The following is a 21,855-nucleotide window of genomic DNA, read 5'->3' as shown; positions in this document are numbered from 1 at the left end:
AGCATTAGCTGCAGAACAAGGATAATACGCGCCGCATTCGCAGCAGTATAACAACAGGCTGCATCACATTTTTTGGAGACCAAGATGACCCACCCGGAACAACCAAACACAGAGCCTCAAAACGAAGAGCTTCAGGAAAACAAATACCTGCGCCGTATTCGTAGCTTTGTTTTAAGGGAAGGTCGTCTGACCAAAGGCCAGCAGCGCAGCTTAGATTTATTCTGGCCTACTATGGGCCTGGAATACCAAACCACACCTTACGATATGCAAGCTGTATTCGGCCGCGAAGCTGACTTAGTGCTGGAAATTGGTTTTGGTATGGGCAAATCTTTGGTGCAAATGGCCAAAGCTGCGCCTGAAAAAGACTTTATTGGCATCGAAGTACATAAACCTGGTGTTGGCGCATGTTTAGGTGAAGCCGAAACTGAAGGCGTTAAAAACCTGCGGGTGTTTGAGCACGATGCCATCGAAATTTTAAACGACTCCATTGCCGATAACAGCTTAAGCACTGTGCAGCTGTTTTTCCCTGATCCATGGCATAAAAAGCGTCACCATAAAAGACGTATAGTACAGGCCGAGTTTGCCCAGTTATTACGCCGTAAGTTAAAGATCGGTGGTGTATTTCATATGGCCACCGACTGGGAAAACTACGCTGAACATATGCTGGAAGTGATGAAAGTAGCCGAAGGTTACAGCAACCTGTCACAAACCAATGACTATGTACCGCGTCCTGAGCATCGGCCTTTAACTAAATTCGAAAACCGTGGTGTGAATTTAGGCCATGGTGTTTGGGATCTGATGTTCAGGAAGGAAAACTAAGATGCTCGACAATACCAGTCAGCTGCTGCTGCGTAATATTGATTTTTTATCAGGCAAAGTGCTGCTGGTAGAACCTATGGCCGACCGTCTGGCCGCTGAATTAAAACAACAAGCACCAGAGCTGGAGCTGTTTTGCTTAACCTCAAACATTGCTGTTGCTAACAACTGGCAGCAGCAGAGCAAAAGCCCATGTTATTTGGGAGATGCCTTGCCAGCCGATTTAACAGTCGACAAAGTGGTGCTGTTTTATCCGAAGAGCAAAGACCAGCTGCAAAGCTCTTTAGCTCAAATTAAAACAGTACTGAATGATAAAACCGAAGTCTATCTGGTTGGCGATAACAAAGGTGGCATTAAAAGCCTTGGCAACCAGGCTGAAAAACTGGGGTTAAAAGCCTTTAAACACGACAATGCCAAACACTGTTTGTGGTTTGAACTGGATGGGTTGTTACAAAGCGAGTTAAAGACCGCAGACTTTCATCAGTTTAGTATCGAAAAAGCCGGTATCAGCTTAAAGCTGTGTTCACTGCCCGGTGTATTTAACCATGGCAAACTGGATTTAGGCACTAACTTACTGCTGGAACATCTAGGCCATATTCAGCAAGGTAAAGTATTGGATTTTGCTTGTGGTGCAGGTTTTATCGGCGCCTTTTTAGTAAAAAGACATCCGGAAATTAAACTAACAGCCTCTGATATCAGCACTTTAGCTGTCAGCTCTACAGCTGCCACTTTAAAAGCGAATAAGCTGCCAGGTGAAACTATAGCAGCGGATGGTATTCCGTCCCGCAGCGCTGCTTATGACCATATCGTCAGCAATCCGCCTTTTCATACAGGTTTAAAAACTGACTACAATATCAGTGAACAGTTTTTCCGTGATGCTTTTAATGAGTTAAAGCCTGGTGGCACTTTAACTTTAGTGGCTAACGTGCACTTGCCTTATGTGGCTCAATTAACTGAAATTTTTGGTCAGGTAAAAGAGCTTGGTCGTCGCGACGGTTTTGTGGTTTATTATTGTAGAAAAGACCGCAAATAAAAGGATCTGCTGATGAGACTGGTTTTGGTTGTGCTGGCTGGATTAATTTTCAGTGCTTCAGCTGTGGCTGACTGTATTCAGTCGCCGGAGAGAACTCAGGCCTGTCCTCATCAGATCTACCGGCTTGGTCAATTGGAAAACATGGCAAAACCTGCCATGTTATGTATCTGCGTTGCTGATTTTAAAGAATTTTTAATAGTGCCCGCAGATGAAGAGGAAGCTCATAAACAAAAATTGAAACGCCTGAAGCTTGAATACGCCTTAGGTCAAAAAATTGAGCCTATATTGCAGGTGTTAAAGCACTAAACTACTGCTATGCCCTCAACCCACTACAATCTGGCGCGGGTGAAATTCCCCTAAATACTCTTCCTTTTGCTGCAATAAAGCAGGTACTAAAAACAACTTGCCCTGCTCTACCCAATAAATCGCATGTTGCTCAAACATAATAGCCAGCTTTATGGCTTTAGATTTATCACAAAGCACAGCCCAGCTCTTTTCCTGAAATCTCAAATCCGGTGAGCAACCGACGATTTCGCGATAAGGTACGTTAAGCCTGTCCAGGGTATTGGCAAAGTGGTTATCGAGTAATAAGTTTCTGGAGGGGGTTTGGACATGACCACAAGGGTTTTGAGCGCTGATAATTGCAAAGTTAATTTGATCGCCAAGAGGTTGATGGCACAAAAAAACACTCGTTTTGTAGTTATCCCATAAGTCCATGGTTTGTCCTCACGACCACAAGTGCGACAACTATATACCCGTTTTATTTTTTTGTCAGTGTGCTTACTGGTGAAAATTTGCAAATGCGTGTAACTTCAATATTATAGCTTCGATAACAGATTGACGGATGGCGGAAGTATTAATGGGTCCAGCGTTAAAAGCGAGTTCCATCAAAGGCGCATTGATCTGGGTGGTCATGCTAATTTGTAGCATCACCCTTTGCGTATCTCTCACCATAGCCACTTTGCAAGACATTAAAGCTGAAAAGAAAAACCTGTCTGAACAGCTGCACTCTTATGCCGCCATTATCGCTTTTAATGCCGTAGGCTCCATCGAAATAGATGATTCAGAAGTAGAAGACAGACGTCTGGCTTCTTTTGCCGCAGAATCACGTTTGCACAATATCCATATTTATAAGTTGCAGGAAAACGGCGAGCTGAGTTTTTTTGCCAGTTACAACAGACGAGATGTTGGCCCCTATCCGACCCAATTTAATAAAGTTGAGCAGTATCAGAATGCCACCATAGGGGATGGCGTAATGGAGCTGACACAGAAAATAGAATCTGACGGTAAATTAATAGGTTATGTATACATACGTGCCAGTCTTGATGAACTGAGTCGTTATGTGCAAAACAGAGTCTTGTTCGATATTTTAATTGCGCTCTGCTCTCTCATTGGTGCTTTTATTATCGCCAACAGATTACAACGGCGTTTTACTCAGCCCCTTTACAGCCTGCTGACTCTGGTGCAAAAAGTATCAAAAGAAAAGGACTATCAAATTCGTGTTCCTGCCATGGAAATCTCGGAGTTTCATAATTTAGGCCGGGCGGTCAATACCATGCTGGACAGAACCGAACAACAAATCACAAAACTGCGCGGAGCAGAAAGTGAAATACGTCAGCTAAACCAGGACTTAGAGCAAAAAATCAACGACAGAACACTGGCGCTGAAAACCTCAAATCAAGACTTATTGAACACTTTATCCACTTTGCACCAATATCAGAATCAGATTGTTGAGACTGAAAAAATGGCCAGCTTAGGTCAGATGGTGGCCGGGGTTGCTCATGAAGTAAATACACCTATAGGTCTTGGTGTTACGGCTTCAACTTTAATGCAGGACAAGCTGGCAGACATACAAAAAGCTTTTGATGACAAGAAGTTAACTTCAAGTCAGCTGGCAAAATTCCTCAGCGACAGCGCTGAAAACCTTGGAATTATTTATCGTAACCTCGAGCGTGCAGCCAATCTGATCCGTAGCTTTAAACAAGTGGCAGTGGATCAATCCAACGACAACAGAAGATACTTCAATATGTACCAGTTACTGAATGAAGTATTGTTATCACTACGTCCAAACCTGAAAAAAACGCAGCATCAGGTGATCATCAATTGTGACGAAGCACTTGAGCTGGAGAGTAAACCAGGCCCTATCAGCCAGATTTTAATCAACCTGATTATGAACAGTCTTATCCATGCTTTTGACCATAAAGAACAAGGCACTATGACTATTAGCGTGACTTTGTCAGATAGCCGCTGTTACCTTCGTTATCAGGACAATGGTGCAGGTGTGCCTGAGAATATTAAAAAACGTATTTTTGATCCCTTTGTCACCACCAAAAGAGGCGAAGGCGGTAGTGGTTTAGGTATGCATTTAGTCTATAACTTAGTAACTCAGGCTTTAAACGGTAAAATACAGCTGGAAAGTTCGTTGGACCACGGTATCGACATTCAGATCGACTTTCCTGTGATCCCTAAATAAGATAAAAACTGAACAAAGTGATACTTTTCAATAGCTTGCACTAACCCGTTCTAATTGTTAACAAATGCACTTGTTAACAAATTCTGCCATCTATATAATTGAGCAGACATTGACCATGGGTCACTCTCATTCTAAAAATATATAAATCAAATACTTAATTACGTTCACATAAGGTTTAAGCATAATGCAGACCCCTGTTATTCTGATTGTTGAAGATGAAGAAGTAACACGACTGAATCTGGTCAGCCTGTTCGAAGGCGAAGGCTATGATGTGGTTGAAGCAGTGAATGGCGAAGAAATGAACCAGAAACTGGCTGAACACAAAGTCAATTTGATTGTTATGGATATCAATCTGCCTGGTAAAAACGGCCTGATCCTGGCCCGTGAATTACGCCAGAAAGAAAACGTGGGTCTGATTTTTCTGACCGGACGTGACAGTGAAGTCGATCGCATTTTAGGTCTGGAAATTGGCGCTGACGATTACCTGACTAAACCTTTTAACCCACGTGAACTGACTATTCGTGCCCGTAACCTGTTAAACCGCACTGTGTCTCAACCTGTAGTGGAAGAGCATAAAAGTGTGGTGAAATTTAATGGTTGGGTATTGGATGAAAACAGCCGCAACCTGACCTCGCCAGAAGGTGTATCACGCCGTTTACCTAAAGGTGAATACCGTGCTTTACGCTTAATGCTGGACAGCCCGGGCAAAATATTCACCCGTGAACAACTGATCCGTCATATGACGGGCCGTGAACTCAGAGCCAATGATAGAACTGTGGATGTCACTATTCGCCGTATCCGTAAGCATTTTGAGTCTGATGTAGATAGCCCTGAGCTGATCAGCACTATCCACGGCGAAGGGTATCGCTTCGTTGGTAAATTAGAGAAGTAATCTACAAGGGCGGGTTCTTTACCCGCCCTTTGTTTATCTAAACAGCTATCAAGCAGCTAGCGCAGTCAACCAAGCTTTAGCTTTAATCACGACGGGTCAAACCCAGGCTTCGATATATTCCTCCAGAGCTGCTAAGTGTCGCTCTATTGTTATGTGGAAATTAATCAGCTGTTTTTCCATCCCCATCAGCTCAGTACTTTGCTCCATTAATTTCGCCTGATGCTGCACCCACAACAAGCCTACAGAAGCAGCTGCGCCTTTGAGCTTGTGTGCGGCTTCCTGAAACTCAGTCACATCCTGCTGCACCGCGGTTTCCATCATCTTATTGATATAACCCGGTAGCAACTGCACAAATAATTGCACACTGCGTAACATAGTGGTTTTGCCTAAAGACTGCAGGTAATCATCCAATGTTTGCTGATCCAGGATTTGCTGATCCTGAGCAGTTCCGGCATTGATTTCTTTTGGCGCAGGAGCGCCAAAGAGTTGATGTAAAATCTGATCCAACTTATTGGTATTGATGGGTTTTGCTAAAGCACCATCGACCCGCACATCATTTAACTGCTGCTCAGCTTTGCGTACATTGGCACTTAATACCACTACAGGTAACTTGCTTAACGAAGGCTCAGCGCGAATAAAACGCGCCACCTGATCACCCGACATATCGGGCAACTGCATATCCAACAGCACCAGATCGATGTCATCTTCAGTTTCCAGCAAAGCTAAAGCATCTTCACCTGTTTCCGCCAGAATCACCTGATGGCCACGTTGCTCCAGTAAGTTGGTCGCTATCTCAGCATTTAACGGTACGTCCTCTATCAACAAGATAGTTAAAGCCGGATATTGAGCCTGTGGCACTATTACAGGTGCTGATGTAAGTTCAGCGGGTAAAGAAACTATAAAAGTACTACCCTTGCCTACTGTACTTTCCAGTCGGATCTGACCAGACATAGCCTCCACTAAAGCCCGTGATACCGACAAACCAATACCTGATCCAACTATGCTTAAACGCCTGCCATCACTGGATTTATAGTACATATCAAAGATACGTTGCTGCTCAGACTCGACAATACCTATGCCTGTATCAGTCACACTAAAACAAAGTTCGGCCGGATCATCTGCACTTAAAGACACTGCAAGCTGTACTGAACCTCGGGCGGTGAATTTCACCGCATTATTAATCAGGTTCCACAATACCTGTCGCACCCGGGTTGGATCCAACCGCACATACAACTGGCCTGCTACAGCTTCAGGCTCAATAAAGTTCAAACCTTTTTGCTGGCAAATTAAGTGGGCAAAGTTGCAGATATCATGCACAAAATCACTGAGCTGGACTGATTGATAAACTATGTCTAAATCCTGCCGGTCGATTTTATCTAAGTCGATAATATCGTTAAAAATATTACCTAAAGTCTCAGCACTGCTGAAAATAGTATTGCTCCAACTGCGCTGCTCAGCCGATAAAGGACTTTCCAACAAACGACGGGTTAAACCTACAATACCGTTTAACGGCGTACGCAGTTCGTGGCTTAAAGTAGCAATAAACTTACCTTTGTCCTGATAGGCTTTTTCCAGTGCCTGCTCAGCCAGTTTCCTCGAGGTAATGTCCCGACCAAAACCTAATAAACCAATATAACGGCCCTGTTTATCGAAAAATGGCACTTTACGCATTTCAAACCATAACATGCGGCCATCCGGCGTTTGATAATCCACATCTAAGGTGAGTTCTTCACGGCTGGCGGAGATTTCCTGATCGGTCAGAATAGCAATAGGAGTAGATTCAGCGTCATAAAGCTCAGCCGGATAATGTCCTATCAGCTCTTTCGCCGATTTACCCATAATGACTTCAAACATTTTATTGCAACTGACAAAACGGCCAGTCTCATCACGGTAGTAGAATAAGTCAGGCGAACTGTCGACTATAGAGCGGATTAACAAACTTTGTTCTTCCAGCTCCTGCTGGGTTTTACGGCGTTCAGTAATTTCACGACGTAATTCATCCACAGCGCGGCGTTTAGCCTGAAAGGCTTTTTTCCGCTCTTCAATTTCAAAGTTCAGCTGGCGAATAGTTTCCTGCATATTCTGATTCAGCAACTTCTCTTGCCGTATCGAATCCTGCAGATAAAACAAGGCCTCATCTAAATGACGAACTAAGTAAAAACCAGAAAGTAAAAAAAACGGTGTGATAGAAGCGGAGAACAATAAGGCGCCCAATACCATGGACCAAAGCACCATATCATGCAGCAACAAGCTGTATAAGCCGGTCATCACCCCTGTTAAAGCCTGTAACAGGATAAAACACAAGCAAAAACACTGTAACCAGCCCCATTGCTTTAAAAACCCGGCCAGACGCCTGACTAAAGGATGAACGTTTTGTTGCATTAAATGCCTGCTAAAAGAGCTGAGCGCAAAAACACTAAATAGAGAATATCAAGTCTGCCAGATCCGCTTGGCGCTTGTCCTGTAAATTTTCGTAAGCCGCCAACCAAAATCAGCGTGAAACCAGGTGAAGCGCTCACTTTTCAACCACAAAGGCGAAATCTAATACAACTTCGATTGACAGTAATTAACTAAAAGGTTCATTCTAAAGCCCCTTAGCTTTTTAAACCTGACCTGTAATATGCTAAAGAATGCGTTGTCGCTGACTACATATTACTACTCGCCTTACTACCTTTCGGAGTGGTTTAACGAGTAGCCAAACCACCAGTTCATTGCTGGTTCTGGTTATTTACGCCGAACTTTTTCAGCACAAACCGGAGTTACACCCCAGGTTTCCAGTCAAAGTTGGCACTGTTATATCAACTCAACAGGTAGATTCTCATGCAAGTTACAACTAAAAAACCGGTCAGCATGCCGGATGCTTTTGTCATACTTTTTTTTGTGATGATAGCTGCAGCTATTGCATCTCATCTTATTCCGGCCGGTTATTTTCAGATGTTACCGGAAACTGTTAATGCCGCTGGCGAAACAGTCAAAGCCCGTATTGATCCAAACAGCTTTCAGCTCGCAACGGAACAAAATAAAGCGGTGCCCTTGTTTGGTGAAGGCGGCCAGGTTGGCTTTTTAAACTATGCCTTTGAAGGTATGGTATCCGGCGACAAAATGGGTGCCGCCATTGGCGTGATTGCCTTTATTCTGCTGACAGGCGGTGCCTTTGGCATCATTATGAAAACAGGTGCTGTTAATAACGGCATTCTGGCGTTAATAGCTAAAACCAAAGACATCGACTTTTTATTTATCCCGCTGATGTTTCTGCTGTTTTCTTTGGGCGGCGCCGTTTTTGGCATGGGTGAAGAAGCCATCGCCTTTTGTATAGTGCTGCTGCCATTAATGCTGGCCTTAGGCTACGACGCTATCACTACTGTGCTGGTGACGTACATTGCCACTCAGATTGGTTTTGCGACCTCCTGGATGAACCCTTTTAGTGTGGCTATAGCTCAGGGTATAGCGGGTTTACCTCTGATGTCAGGAGCCGATTACCGTATTGTGCTTTGGCTGCTGTTCACCTTATTTGGTATTGTTTTTACCATGCGTTATGCGGCGAAAATTAAAAAGAACCCACAGCTTTCTGTCAGTTTTACTTCAGATCAAAAACTACGCGCCCAGCAGCAAGAACAACAAAGCAGTTCTTTTGGCAAGTTGGATGGCGCTATTTTATTGCTGTTTGTCGCCGGTATTGTTTGGGTGATTTGGGGAGTGGTCGCTCGTGGTTACTACATACCAGAGATTGCCACACAGTTTTTCGCTTTAGGTATAGCCACTGCTATGTTGGCGATTGCAGGAAAACGTATCACGGTGAATGAATCAGCGGACGCCTTTAAACAAGGTGCAGCTGAGTTGCTGCCAGCCGCCATGATAGTGGGTATGGCCAAAGGCATAGTACTGCTGTTAGGCGGCGATAAAGCCACAGAGCCATCAGTGCTTAATACCGTATTGCATTATGCAGGCAGTAGCTTTGATGGCTTTTCCACTTATGTATCAGCCTGGTTTATGCTGATATTTCAGTCGGTGTTTAACTTCTTTGTCACCTCAGGTTCAGGCCAGGCCGCTTTAACTATGCCTTTAGTCGCGCCTTTGTCCGATTTGGTTGGAGTATCCCGTCAAATTGCAGTTTTAGCTTTCCAATTAGGGGATGGCTTAACTAACTGCATAGTCCCAACTTCAGCATCTCTGATTGGTTGCTTAGGTGTAGTGCGGGTGGACTGGATGTTATGGGCAAAATTTGCCTGGCGTCTACAGCTTTGGCTTTTTGCCCTGGCAAGTCTCGCTGTTTTAGTGGCAGTTGCTATTGGCTACCAATAAGAATTACAAAGGACTATCAATGAGCAACATCAAACTTTTTAAGAATGCCCATATTTTAAACCCACAAGATACAGGTGTGTTGGATCTGCTGGTCGCTGGCCAGCAGATCGCGGCTTTGGGTGAGAAATTAGACATTGGCAATTCAAACCTACCTGTTGAAGTGATAGACGCCAGTGACTGTTATTTAGTACCGGGTTTTGTCGATTCGTTAGTGCATTTTATTGGCGGTGGTGGCGAAGGTGGTTTTGCCAGCCGCACTCCAGAAATGCAACTCACCCATGCCACTTTAGGCGGAGTCACTACAGCTATTGGTGTGCTTGGCACTGATGCAACGACCCGGACTTTAACCAATCTGTTGGCTAAAGCACATGCGCTGGAGAGCGAAGGCATTACTACCTATTGCCATACAGGCTCTTACCAAATTCCATGCCGTACTTTAATGGGCAGTATCACGGATGACCTGATCCTGATCGACAAGTTTATTGGGGTGGGCGAAATTGCTATCAGTGATTTCCGCTCCTCTCAGCCGACTGTTGAAGAAATACGTAAAGTGGCGGCTGCTGCTAAAGTCGGTGGCATTTTGTCAGGTAAAGCTGGTGTCGTCAGTGTGCATGTGGGCAGTGGTGAGTCATTACTACAGCCGTTGTGGCAAGCAGTAGCAGGCTCAGAACTTAAATTATCTCAGTTCTACCCTACTCATATGAACCGCAACGAGGCGCTGTTCCAGGCTGGTATTGAGTTTGCCAAAGCCGGTGGTGTTATTGATTTTACCACCAGCACCACGGCTTATGATCTACAACATGGTGAAGTTGCAGCAGCAGAAGCTTTAGCCCGCGCCTTACAAGCCGGAGTACCGACAATGAACTTAACATTAAGCTCTGACGGTAATGCCAGCTTGCCTATTTATAACGACAATGGAGAGCTGGTTGGGCTTGAGGTTGGTAAGGTACAAAGCTTGTATCAAGTCGCACGTCAGGCTGTACTTGAATATAAAGTGCCTTTAACTGCTGCCATCACTGCTATTACGGCCGCACCAGCCGCCGTACTTGGATTAAAACACAAGGGGCGTGTTGCCGCAGGAATGGATGCTGACTTAGTGCTTTTGCATAAAACTGATTTAACTATCCGTGATGTCTTTGCCAAAGGCCGTCAATTAGTTCAAAACGGTCAGGCCATAGTTAAAGGCACTTTTGAGCAGTAGGTTTAAAAACAAAGAGTTGAATTTCTGTTCCACCATCCCAATCTAGCGAATATCCGACAGATTTAGTCGGGTATTCGCTTTTTTAGTTTAAGCTGTTCGAAAAAAATCAGCTTATAGTGCACAGATTTTATACCGGCCCCGGCGGCAAAATATGGTATAAAGTGCGCCAAATTTTCAGCCAGATCATGCTGCGCATGATCTATGCATTTGATGGACATTGGAGTATTCATGCCGACCACTATGCCAGATGTAGCTAACCATTCATCCGCCACCACTGAAGGTGTGTTGGAATGGGTTGGCATGAGCAATATAGAACTGCCACTGATGTTTAGTGTTGCAGGCGAAGCACCACGCCAGGTCAGCGCCAAAGTTGAAGCTTTTGTAAACTTAAAAGATCCAAAAGCTAAAGGCATTCACATGTCACGGCTTTATCTGCTGTTGGATCAGCTATCGACCGAATCCAGTTTAAGTTTTGCCAGCTTAAGCGAACTATTGCACGGCTTTATCAGCAGCCATGAAGAATTAAGTACTCATGCTTTTGTGAAGTTTGATTTCGAACTGCATTTGCGCCGCAAAGCACTGATCACTGAAAAACAAGGCTGGAAAGCTTACCCTGTGACTATCACAGGCCAATTAAAAGATGGCAAGTTAGGCGTAGAAATGAAAGTTGACGTGCCTTACTCTTCCACTTGTCCTTGTTCAGCCGCCCTAGCACGTCAGCTTATTCAGGAAGCTTTTGTGGCTAAATTCGCAGGCCACGCTCAGGTCAATGCGGAACAAGTGAAAGACTGGTTAGGCACCACTCAGGGCATAGTGGCTACACCGCACAGTCAGCGTTCTATTGCTGAAATAAAAGTACAGCTGAACCATAAAGTCACGGACTTCCCGGTGATTGCATTAATTGATGCAATTGAGGATGCGCTGCAAACTCCGGTGCAGGCCGCCGTCAAACGCGCCGACGAGCAGGAGTTTGCCCGCTTAAACGGACAAAACCTGATGTTCTGTGAAGATGCAGCCCGTCGTTTAAAACACAGCCTGAACCAGTTGTCTGAATTTGACGATTTTTGGTTGCGCGTCAACCATTATGAGTCACTACATGCTCATGATGCAGTCGCAGTCACAGTCAAAGGTATTGCGAACGGTTATCACGCATAAGTTTCGCATAAAAATATCGTTTAAATTACAAAAAAAGGCCGCTTATGCGGCCTTTTTTTTCTGAACAGCCCTCTAAAAGCCAGAAAAAAGCCTTGTTTCTGTAATTTAATTACAAAACCACTTCATAACAGCCTTCGGCAAAATAGTCCGTTAAATGCGTCAGACTGGTCTTGCAATTTCCGTCCGAACTGGGTATATCTAATCGTCTATTTATGGATAGACGTCTAAACGCCATAAAAACAACTATGCGGACCACCTAACTGACTGAAAGCAGAGCTGTTGTTTTCTTTCAGGGATAAAAACGCCAAATAAAAGAATAATAATTCAATAAATTAACATTTTTACCCACTCAAATTGAGATTGCAGCACACTATATAGCTGTGGCTTCAACTGAGCAGGGATATTTTTCAGGACAAGTTGGAGGAAGAGTCATGGCGTTGTATCACCACAGTCAGGCAAGAGAGAACTGTGGCTTTGGTCTGATCGCTCATTTAGAAGGCGTCGCCAGCCACCGTATTGTGCGCACTGCTATCAGCGGTTTAGACCGCATGCAGCACAGAGGTGGAATTTCAGCGGATGGGAAAACAGGTGATGGTTGTGGCCTGTTAATGCAAAAACCCGATAGTTTTTTCCGTGCTATTGCAGAGGAAAAAGGCTGGGTTTTGGGCAAAAAGTATGGGGTGGGCATCTTCTTCTTCAGTCAGGATCCGGTCAAAGCCGAACTGGCTCGCGCTATTATTGAACAAGAAATTACCCGTGAGACACTGACCCTGGTCGGCTGGCGTGATATGCCAACAGACTCGTCAGTGCTGGGTGATTTAGCACTCTCTTCTATGCCTCAGATTAAACAGGCCTTTGTCAGTGCCCAGCCAGGCTGGAGCGAACACGATTTAGAGCGCAGGCTTTATATGGTCAGACGCCGTATCGAAAAGCAGCTGACTGACGATGCAGATTTTTATATCCCAAGCTTTTCTTGTCTGGTGACCGTATTTAAAGGCCTGATGATGCCGGCAGACTTGCCGCGCTTTTATCTGGACCTAGCAGACGTTCGGATGGAAACCGCCATTTGCGTATTCCACCAACGCTTCTCAACTAACACTATGCCACGTTGGGCTTTGGCTCAGCCATTCCGCTTTTTAGCGCATAACGGCGAAATTAATACCATTACTGGCAACAGACAGTGGGCTAGAGCCCGTCAGTACAAGTTTGCCTCGCCTTTGTTACCAGATTTGCCCACTGCTGCACCTTTTGTCAGCCAGTCGGGTTCAGACTCCAGCTCGTTAGATAATATGCTGGAATTGCTGTTAGCAGGCGGTATGGATTTATTCCGTGCTATGCGTTTGCTGGTGCCGCCAGCTTGGCAAGGCAACAAAGTGATGGACGACAACTTAAAGGCCTTCTACGAGTTTAACTCCATGCATATGGAGCCCTGGGATGGTCCTGCCGGTATTGTAATGACCAATGGTCAGCATGTGGCCTGTAACTTAGACCGCAACGGCTTGCGCCCTGCCCGCTTTGTTATTACCAAAGATAAATTAATTACGCTGGCTTCTGAAGTTGGCATCTGGGATTACACACCTGATGAAGTGCAGGAAAAAGGCCGCGTTGGCCCGGGCGAAATGCTGGCTGTGGATACGCAGACAGGAAAAATCTGGCGCTCAGAAGAAATTGACCAGGATTTAATGGTTCGCCACCCTTACCGCAAATGGTTGTCGACCAACGTACAACGTTTGGTGCCGTACGAGCAGTTTGAAACTGACTTAATAGGCAAACGGGTTTTCACTGACGATCAGATGATGGTGTTCCATAAGCTGTTTAACTACAGCTATGAAGAAATCGAACAGGTAGTGACTGTACTGGCAAAAGACGGTCAGGAAGCTGTAGGTTCTATGGGGGATGATACGCCAATGGCAGTATTGTCGCAAAAAACCCGGACTTTCTACGACTACTTCCGTCAGTTGTTTGCGCAGGTCACCAACCCACCTATAGATCCATTACGTGAAGCTCATGTGATGTCACTGGCAACCAGCATAGGCCGCGAACACAACGTCTTTAGTGAAACTGCAGGTTATGCCCGCCGTATTCAATTTGAATCGCCTGTGATGATGTACAGCGATTTAAAACAGTTAAAAGCGGCTGACGAGAAATACTACAAACACCATATTATTTCTTTGAACTTCGATCCTAACGACGAAGATCTGGAGACCGCAGTGCGCCGTGTTTGCGCTGAAGCTGTGCGTGTGGTGCGTGAAGACAAAGTGGTGCTGGTGATCTTAACTGACCGCCGTATCGAACAAGGCCTGATCCCTATTCCTGCAGCTATGGCAGTGGGCGCTGTGCATCATGCTTTAGTGGATAACCAACTGCGCTGTGATTCAAACATTATTATCGAAACTGCAACCACCCGTGACCCACATCACTTTGCTGTGCTGGTCGGTTTAGGCGCTACAGGTATTTATCCATTCCTGGCTTATGAGACTATCGAGCAGTTGGTGGAGAAAGGCAGTCTGAATATGACCGCCCGTCAGGCCGTGCTGAATTATCGTAAAGGTATTAACAAAGGCCTGTACAAAATCATGTCAAAAATGGGGATTTCGACTGTAGCGAGCTATCGCTGTTCGAACCTGTTTGAGGCTGTGGGTATTAACCAGAACGTGATGAAGCTGTGTTTCCCTGATTTACCTTCGCGTATTCAGGGGGCTGACTTTGCTGACTTCCAGCAAGACGTGCAAATCCGCGCCAACAGTGCCTGGTTAAAACGTAAACCTCTGAATCACGGTGGCCAGCTCAAATACGTACATGATGGCGAATACCACGCTTATAACCCTGATGTAGTGCAAAGCCTGCAAAAAGCTGTACGCAGTGGCAAATATGCCGATTACAAAGTCTATTCCGACTTCGTCAATCAGCGCCCTGTAGCGCATTTACGCGACTTATTCAGCTTAAACAAAGCCAATGCTACTCCGGTCGATTTGGAGCAAGTGCAGGCTGCTGAGCAGCTGTATCCGCGTTTTGACAGCGCAGCTATGTCTATTGGTGCGTTAAGCCCTGAAGCGCATGAAGCTTTGGCTATAGCCATGAACCGTTTAGGTGGCCGTTCTAACTCAGGGGAAGGTGGTGAAGATCCACGCCGTTTTGGTACTGAGAAAAACAGCAAAATCAAACAGGTGGCTTCGGGTCGTTTTGGTGTGACACCTCATTATCTGGTAAACGCTGAAGTAATTCAGATCAAAGTAGCCCAAGGCGCTAAGCCGGGTGAAGGTGGTCAGTTACCTGGTGAAAAAGTTACAGCTGAAATTGCTCGTTTACGTTATTCGGTGCCTGGTGTGACGCTGATTTCACCACCACCGCATCACGATATTTATTCGATTGAAGATTTGGCTCAGCTGATTTTTGACTTAAAACAAGTTAACCCTGAAGCTCTGATCTCCGTGAAACTGGTATCAGAACCAGGCGTCGGTACTATTGCGACTGGTGTGGCTAAAGCTTATGCCGATTTAATTACCGTCTCAGGTTATGACGGTGGCACAGGAGCAAGCCCGCTGACCTCAGTTAAATACGCAGGCTCGCCATGGGAGCTGGGTTTAGCTGAAGTGCATCAGGCCTTGGTTGAAAACGGTTTACGTGATCGGGTTCGGCTGCAAGTGGACGGTGGCTTAAAAACTGGTTTAGACGTAGTGAAAGCCGCTATTTTAGGTGCTGAAAGTTTCGGTTTTGGTACTGGCCCTATGGTGGCTTTAGGCTGCAAATTCTTACGGATTTGCCACCTGAACAACTGCGCGACAGGTGTAGCCACTCAGGATGCGACTTTACGCCGCGATCACTTTAACGGCTTACCAGAAATGGTAATGAACTACTTTAAGTTCTTATCGCATGAAGTGCGTGAGCTGATGGCAGAACTGGGAGTCACTTCATTAGAGCAGCTGATTGGTCGTACAGATTTACTCTCTGTGCGCGACGCCGAGACGCAAAAACAATTGAAGTTGGACTTAAGCCCAATTTTATTGGCCTCAGGTGTCAAATCAGATAAACCCTTGTTCTGTGTACAAAACAATGACCCGTTTGACAATGGCGATTTAAACCAGGAACTGGTGAAACGCTGCAAAGATATGGTTGTGCATAAAACCGGTGGCCGCTTAACTGTGCCTATCCGCAATACCGACCGTTCTGTGGGCGCTGCTTTGTCTGGTTTTATTGCCCGTCATCATGGTAATCAGGGCATGGCGACCGACCCTATAGTGGTCAACTGCGTAGGTACTGCAGGCCAGAGTTTTGGTGTATGGAACGCTGGTGGTTTGCATTTATCCCTGCAAGGTGATGCCAACGACTACGTAGGTAAAGGCATGACTGGTGGCCAAATTGCTATATTCCCGCCTAAGGGAGTCAGCTACGCCAAAGACGACGCCACTATTGCAGGCAACACCTGTTTATATGGTGCAACAGGCGGCCGTTTCTACGCTGCTGGCCGCGCCGGTGAGCGTTTTGCCGTACGTAACTCTGGCGCCATTGTCGTTGTAGAAGGCACAGGCGATAACTGCTGTGAATATATGACAGGTGGTGTAGTGATGGTATTAGGTCAAACCGGCGTCAACTTTGGTGCCGGTATGACAGGCGGTTTTGCTTATTTATTAGATGAACAGGATGACTTATGCCTGCGGGTGAACCCTGAACTGGTGGAAGCGCTGGATGTCAGCACACCAATTCTGCAGGAACACTTACGAAGCTTGTTGCATCAACACGTCGAGGCTACCGGCAGCGAAAAAGCGCACCGGATCCTGACGGATTTCAACAACTACTTAAGCAAGTTCAAACTGGTTAAACCCAAAACAAGTGACGTCAATACCTTGCTTGGTCACCGCGCACGCTCTTCCGATGAGCTGCGGGTTCAGGCGATGTAAGGGAGGCAACTATGGCACAGAATGTTTATCAATTTATCGACGTAAAGCGGGTTGACCCACCAAAGAAGTCACACCGTGAGCGGACCATTGAGTTCGTAGAAATTTATCAGCCTATGACAGACACACAAGCTTCAGGTCAGGCTGACCGTTGTCTGGACTGTGGTAACCCTTACTGCGAATGGAAATGCCCGGTGCATAACTATATTCCGCAGTGGCTGAAGCTGGCGAACGAAGGCAAGATTATTGAAGCGGCTGAATTGTCGCATAAAACCAATAGCTTACCTGAAGTCTGTGGCCGGGTTTGCCCACAGGACAGGTTATGCGAAGGCGCCTGTACCTTAAACGAAGGTTTTGGTGCAGTCACCATAGGTTCTATTGAAAAGTACATTAACGACAAAGCCTTTGAAATGGGCTGGCGGCCGGATTTATCAGCAGTGGTCAAAACCGGTTTAAAAGTCGCGGTAATAGGCGCAGGCCCTGCTGGTTTAGCTTGTGCTGACGTGCTAATTCGTAACGGCGTGACCCCAGTGGTATTTGACCGTTATCCGGAAATTGGTGGCTTACTCACCTTTGGTATTCCGCCTTTTAAACTGGAAAAAGATGTACTGAAATTACGCCGCGAAATCTTCACTGCTATGGGTATTGAATTCCGCTTAAATACCACAGTGGGCGTCGATGTCAGCTTTGACAGCCTGCTTGAGGAATACGATTCCGTCTTTCTGGCCTTGGGTACTTACACCCCAATGCAAGGTGGTCTGGTGAACGAAAAAGCCCCTGGCGTTTTTGAGGCCCTGCCTTATCTGATTGGTAATATTAATAATCTGATGGGCTGGCAGACAGAACATCCCTATGTGAACCTTGCCGGTAAAAAAGTAGTGGTATTAGGCGGTGGTGACACCTCAATGGACTGCGTGCGTACTGCTATTCGTCAGGGTGCCAGCAAAGTCACCTTAGCCTATAGACGCGACGAAGCCAGCATGCCGGGCTCGCGCAAAGAAGTGCAAAATGCCCGCGAAGAAGGTGTGGAATTTATGTTTAACCTGCAGCCACTTGGCATCAAGTTGAATAACGAAGGCCATGCTTGTGGTGTTGAAGTGGTGACCACTGCTATGGGTGCAGCCGATGCCAAAGGCCGTCGTAATGCCGAAGCAGTACCAGGCTCAGAGCAGGTATTAGAAGCAGACGCAGTGATTGTCGCTTTTGGTTTCCAGCCAAGCCCGCCACAGTGGTTAAAAGATATGGGTGTAGAGCTTGATGACAAAGGCCGCGTAGTCGCCAGCGAAAAAAGCACTTACCCACTTCAGACTAACCAGCAAAAAATCTTTGCAGGTGGCGATATGGTATTAGGCTCTGACTTAGTAGTGACAGCCATAGCTCAGGGCCGTAAGGCAGCTGAGGGGATATTGGATTATCTTCAGGTTTAAGCCTTCGTACTTGAAGCCGCAGCGTTGTTGACTGCGCACACCAGCCCCAGTCACATAGTACAACTATGCTCCTGGGGTCTGGCGCACTTGTCGCCTAGCTGCAACATCAATTACTTTGGCTAAGAGTTTTGAGAATAACTTAAAAAAGGGCATCAGCTAACACTGATGCCCTTTTTGTTTTATGCTCTGTTTAACTGGGCTACACCTAAAGTCTATGCACCTTAAGTCTAAGTTCGCTTTGCATCATAATTCGCTAAAGTAAAGCGATAACAAAAGCACAGCTAAAACGAACAGGGTACCTCTATGACAAACACTACATCGCCGTATCAGCAGCATAAGCAGATGGCAAAAGATAACCCGGAGCAGTTTTGGGGAGAACAAGCCAACAAACTGGCCTGGTATCAAAAGCCAGCAAGCCTGTTAAAAAAGCTGGATCAACATCATTACCAATGGTTTAGCGATGGTGTAATGAATACCTGCTATATGGCGCTGGATCATCAGATTGAGCAAGGCCGTGGCAATCAAACAGCACTGATTTACGACTCTCCGGTTACCGGCACCAGCAAAAAATACAGTTACTTGCAGCTTTGGGATCAAGTGGCACTTTTTGCGGGTGTGCTTAAAGCCAATGGTCTGGAAAAAGGTGATCGGGCCGTCATTTATATGCCGATGATCCCGGAAGCGGCCATAGCTATGCTGGCAGTAGCTCGTTTAGGCGCTGTGCACTCTGTGGTATTTGGTGGTTTTTCTTCGCATGAACTGGCGATGCGTATTGATGATGCAGCACCAAAACTTATTATCAGCGCGTCCTGTGGTATCGAAATTAACCGCATTATTGCCTACAAACCTTTGTTGGATGAAGCCTTGCAAAAAGCCAGTCATAAGGTGCATTGCAGCATTGTCTATCAGCGTGAGCAGCAGCCTTGTGCATTAGTGGCAGGTCGTGATTTAGACTGGCAACAGCAAATGCAATCGGCTGAACCTGCTGCCTGCGTGCCCGTACTTGCGACAGATCCGCTCTATATTCTGTATACCTCAGGCACGACCGGCAAACCCAAAGGCGTAGTGCGCGACAATGGCGGTCATGCGGTGGCGCTGCACTACAGTATGCAGGCTGTGTATGACACCAAACCAGGCGATGTATTCTGGGCTGCCTCGGATGTCGGCTGGGTGGTGGGTCACTCTTATATTGTGTATGCCCCACTACTTGCGGGCTGTACTACAGTGTTGTACGAAGGAAAACCAGTGTTTACGCCGGACGCCAGTGCATTCTGGCGAGTCTGCGCCGAGCATAAAGTCAATGTGCTTTTTGCAGCGCCAACGGCCTTTCGTGCTATTCGCAAGGAAGATCCAGACGCCGCATTACAAACTTATGATTTATCAGCACTGAAGTATATTTTTATGGCTGGCGAGCGGCTGGACCCCGCCACTTACCATTGGGTGGTCGATAAAATAGGCAAGCCAGTGATCGATCACTGGTGGCAAACTGAAACCGGCTGGCCTATCAGCGCCAATCCAGCCGGGCTTGAATTAATGCCTGCCAAAGCAGGTTCCTCGACTGTACCAGTGCCAGGTTTTCATGTAGAAATTCTGGATGAAAGTGGCTTACCTGTGCCTGCCAATCAGCAAGGTTATATAGCGCTGCAACTGCCATTACCACCAGGCTGTTTAAGCAGTATCTGGGGCAATGACGAACATTTTGTTGATGGGTATTTATCCACTTTCCCAGGTTACTACGCCAGTGGCGATGGCGGTTATATAGATGAAGATGGCTATTTATTTGTGATGGGCCGCACTGATGATGTAATTAACGTCGCAGGCCATCGTTTATCCACAGGTGAAATGGAGCAGATAGTTGCCAGCCATCCTGCTGTGGCCGAATGTTGTGTTATAGGTATTTATGAAGCCATTAAAGGCCAACAACCTTTGGCTATGGTGTTGGTGAAAAATGGCGTAGATATCAGTGAAAGCCAGCTGGAAGCAGAACTTGTGGCCATGGTACGGCAAGAAATAGGCGCTTTGGCTTGCTTTAAAAAAGCTATTATCGTCAAACGTTTACCTAAAACCCGCTCAGGCAAAATTTTACGTAAACTGTTAAGGCAAATCGCCACCGGCAGCGACTATTCTGTGCCGTCCACTATAGACGACCCGGCCTGTTTGCCTGAATTAGCCGAACTGATGCAGCAGAAGGATTTAATTGGTAAAGAGCAATAGCTTTGCAGTAGAGTAAAACAAATCCTTTAATGCACAGCATGATGAGCAGTTACCAGCCAACACTTAGCAAAGCACCAACTGACCTGATCCAAGCCAATGGCCAACCGGCCTTTGGCTTGTTTGATGGTTCAGTAGCTCACTTTAATCTGCAGAATTTTGTTTATCACAACCTGATGGACAAAAAGGCCAATGCGCTGGCCCGTTATTTTCACTACAAACAGTTTCAGTTTATTTGTATCACGGGCCCTGACTGGTTACTGGCTGTAGCTATTGCCGATATCCGTTATGCCAATTCAGGCTTTGCCTATTTATATAGCTTTGACACTAACCAGGCTATCAGCAAAGGCGTGCTATTGCCCGGTGCTTTGGGCTGCCAGATGAGTGACTCACCATCGAAAGGTGAAGCCAGGCAGCAGTTTAACCGCTATAAAGTTGCAATAAAAACCACCCCAACCGACTGGCAGTTGCAGATAGACACCAAAGTGTTCAAGGCCGATTTAACCCTGACAAAAGCTGAACAAATACCTTTGGCTTTATGTGCACCCACAGGCTATAACGGCTTTACATACACAGAAAAATCCAATGCTTTAAAGGTATCAGGCAAGCTTGAACTTCAGGGCAAGTCGCTAGATTTAACCCAGGCTTTAGCGGGTTATGATTTCTCGGCAGGTTTTATGCGCCGTCAGACCAGTTGGCGCTGGAGCAGTATCAACGCTCTGGTCGAAGGCCAGGCTTTTGGTCTGAATATGGCAGCTGGTGTCAATGAAACCGGGCTTTGCGAAAATGCCTTGTGGTGGGACGGTCAAATCCAGCATCTCAGCCCTGCCTGTTTTGAATTTGATCGTAAAAATGATAAAGCGCCATGGCACATCAGTAGTCTTTGCGGCGAAGTTCAGCTTGAATTTACCCCTTTGTATTGCCGTCAGGAAAAGGTCAATATTGGCCTGCTCGCCAGCAACTTTCGCCAGTATGTCGGGCTTTATAGCGGCCTTGTAGTGCTGCACAATGGCACAAAGTTACAGCTTAGTGCGGTCAAAGGGCTGGCAGAGGATCATTATGCCAGGTGGTAATTTCTGACTTTGTATTGGTCTGGATGACGACAGCTGACGTAAAAAAAACAGAAGCAAACAGACGAAGTAACACCAAGTGAGCCGTTATACTCCCGAAGACTTATCCCGCATTATTGAAATGGCCTGGGAAGACAGAACCCCTTTTGAAGCCATAGAACATCTATATGGCCTGAACCAGCACCAACTCATTGAGTTGATGCGTAAAGAGCTAAAACGCAGCAGCTTTGAGTTATGGCGTAAACGCACGACGGGCCGCACGACGAAGCATTTAAAGTTAAGATCGCCTGACATTAGCCGTGGCTATTGCCCTACCCAGTATAAGAGATAGCCAGTACAAGAGATAAATCACGACCATGACTTTATTACCCTGGGCTCAG

General features: G+C 46.1%; 15 protein-coding genes. 13 read left to right on the top strand and 2 right to left on the bottom strand.

The features are described 5' to 3' along the window. Window positions 1-84: 84 nt before the first annotated feature. Genes trmB through IEW88_RS03950 form a run of 3 tightly spaced genes read left to right on the top strand, consistent with a single transcriptional unit; the run spans window position 85 to window position 2,155 of the window. Window positions 85-819, top strand: a complete 735-nt coding sequence (gene trmB / locus IEW88_RS03960) for a tRNA (guanosine(46)-N7)-methyltransferase TrmB (RefSeq protein WP_053425461.1) — start codon at window positions 85-87, stop codon at window positions 817-819. A 1-nt stretch (window position 820) separates the two neighbouring features. Then, window positions 821-1,849 (top strand): class I SAM-dependent methyltransferase, encoded by a 1,029-nt coding sequence (locus IEW88_RS03955; RefSeq protein ID WP_147904956.1) that lies wholly within the window; start codon window positions 821-823, stop codon window positions 1,847-1,849. A 12-nt stretch (window positions 1,850-1,861) separates the two neighbouring features. Further along, the gene (locus IEW88_RS03950; RefSeq protein ID WP_147904957.1) at window positions 1,862-2,155 is read left to right on the top strand and encodes a hypothetical protein; all 294 of its coding nucleotides are present in this window, start codon (window positions 1,862-1,864) and stop codon (window positions 2,153-2,155) included. Window positions 2,156-2,170: 15 nt separating this feature from the next. Here the strand turns inward: IEW88_RS03950 and IEW88_RS03945 are convergent, their stop codons facing one another. Then, window positions 2,171-2,566 (bottom strand): DUF3293 domain-containing protein, encoded by a 396-nt coding sequence (locus IEW88_RS03945; protein WP_053425458.1) that lies wholly within the window; start codon window positions 2,564-2,566, stop codon window positions 2,171-2,173. Between the two features lie 127 nt (window positions 2,567-2,693). On the opposite strand from IEW88_RS03945, the gene IEW88_RS03940 reads away from it, so the two are divergent. Beyond that, complete coding sequence (locus tag IEW88_RS03940; RefSeq protein ID WP_229670279.1) at window positions 2,694-4,322, top strand: ATP-binding protein; 1,629 nt, start codon at window positions 2,694-2,696, stop codon at window positions 4,320-4,322. A gap of 184 nt (window positions 4,323-4,506) precedes the next feature. Beyond that, a complete protein-coding gene (gene arcA, locus IEW88_RS03935) occupies window positions 4,507-5,214 on the top strand; it encodes a two-component system response regulator ArcA (RefSeq protein ID WP_053425457.1) in 708 nt (235 codons plus the stop codon). A gap of 96 nt (window positions 5,215-5,310) precedes the next feature. Here the strand turns inward: arcA and IEW88_RS03930 are convergent, their stop codons facing one another. Continuing rightward, on the bottom strand, window positions 5,311-7,596 hold the full coding sequence (locus IEW88_RS03930; protein ID WP_147904958.1) for an ATP-binding protein: 2,286 nt from the start codon (window positions 7,594-7,596) through the stop codon (window positions 5,311-5,313). 438 nt (window positions 7,597-8,034) lie between these two features. On the opposite strand from IEW88_RS03930, the gene yfcC reads away from it, so the two are divergent. The 8 genes from yfcC (at window position 8,035) to IEW88_RS03890 (ending at window position 21,806) form a co-directional block, all read left to right on the top strand. Next, window positions 8,035-9,516, top strand: coding sequence for a putative basic amino acid antiporter YfcC (gene yfcC / locus IEW88_RS03925; protein WP_147904959.1), 1,482 nt, complete (start codon window positions 8,035-8,037; stop codon window positions 9,514-9,516). Between the two features lie 19 nt (window positions 9,517-9,535). Next, window positions 9,536-10,717, top strand: coding sequence for a beta-aspartyl-peptidase (iadA, locus tag IEW88_RS03920; protein WP_147904960.1), 1,182 nt, complete (start codon window positions 9,536-9,538; stop codon window positions 10,715-10,717). A 228-nt stretch (window positions 10,718-10,945) separates the two neighbouring features. Then, window positions 10,946-11,872 carry a GTP cyclohydrolase FolE2 gene (folE2, locus tag IEW88_RS03915; RefSeq protein ID WP_053425454.1) on the top strand — a complete coding sequence of 309 codons (927 nt, stop codon included), beginning with the start codon at window positions 10,946-10,948 and terminating at the stop codon, window positions 11,870-11,872. 431 nt (window positions 11,873-12,303) lie between these two features. Then, the gene (gene gltB, locus IEW88_RS03910; protein WP_147904961.1) at window positions 12,304-16,770 is read left to right on the top strand and encodes a glutamate synthase large subunit; all 4,467 of its coding nucleotides are present in this window, start codon (window positions 12,304-12,306) and stop codon (window positions 16,768-16,770) included. Window positions 16,771-16,781: 11 nt separating this feature from the next. Next, window positions 16,782-18,194 (top strand): glutamate synthase small subunit GltD family protein, encoded by a 1,413-nt coding sequence (locus IEW88_RS03905; RefSeq protein ID WP_147904962.1) that lies wholly within the window; start codon window positions 16,782-16,784, stop codon window positions 18,192-18,194. A 303-nt stretch (window positions 18,195-18,497) separates the two neighbouring features. Next, window positions 18,498-20,408, top strand: a complete 1,911-nt coding sequence (locus IEW88_RS03900) for a propionyl-CoA synthetase (RefSeq protein ID WP_147904963.1) — start codon at window positions 18,498-18,500, stop codon at window positions 20,406-20,408. A 29-nt stretch (window positions 20,409-20,437) separates the two neighbouring features. Next, entirely contained in the window at window positions 20,438-21,478 is a 1,041-nt protein-coding gene (locus IEW88_RS03895; protein ID WP_229670277.1) for a DUF2804 domain-containing protein, read from the top strand. A gap of 76 nt (window positions 21,479-21,554) precedes the next feature. Continuing rightward, window positions 21,555-21,806 carry a TIGR03643 family protein gene (locus IEW88_RS03890; RefSeq protein WP_229670275.1) on the top strand — a complete coding sequence of 84 codons (252 nt, stop codon included), beginning with the start codon at window positions 21,555-21,557 and terminating at the stop codon, window positions 21,804-21,806. Window positions 21,807-21,855 lie beyond the last annotated feature (49 nt).

It is taken from the genome of Rheinheimera tangshanensis, assembly GCF_014645135.1.
Lineage (GTDB): Bacteria > Pseudomonadota > Gammaproteobacteria > Enterobacterales > Alteromonadaceae > Pararheinheimera > Pararheinheimera tangshanensis.
This window is presented reverse-complemented; position numbering and strand designations above follow the sequence as displayed.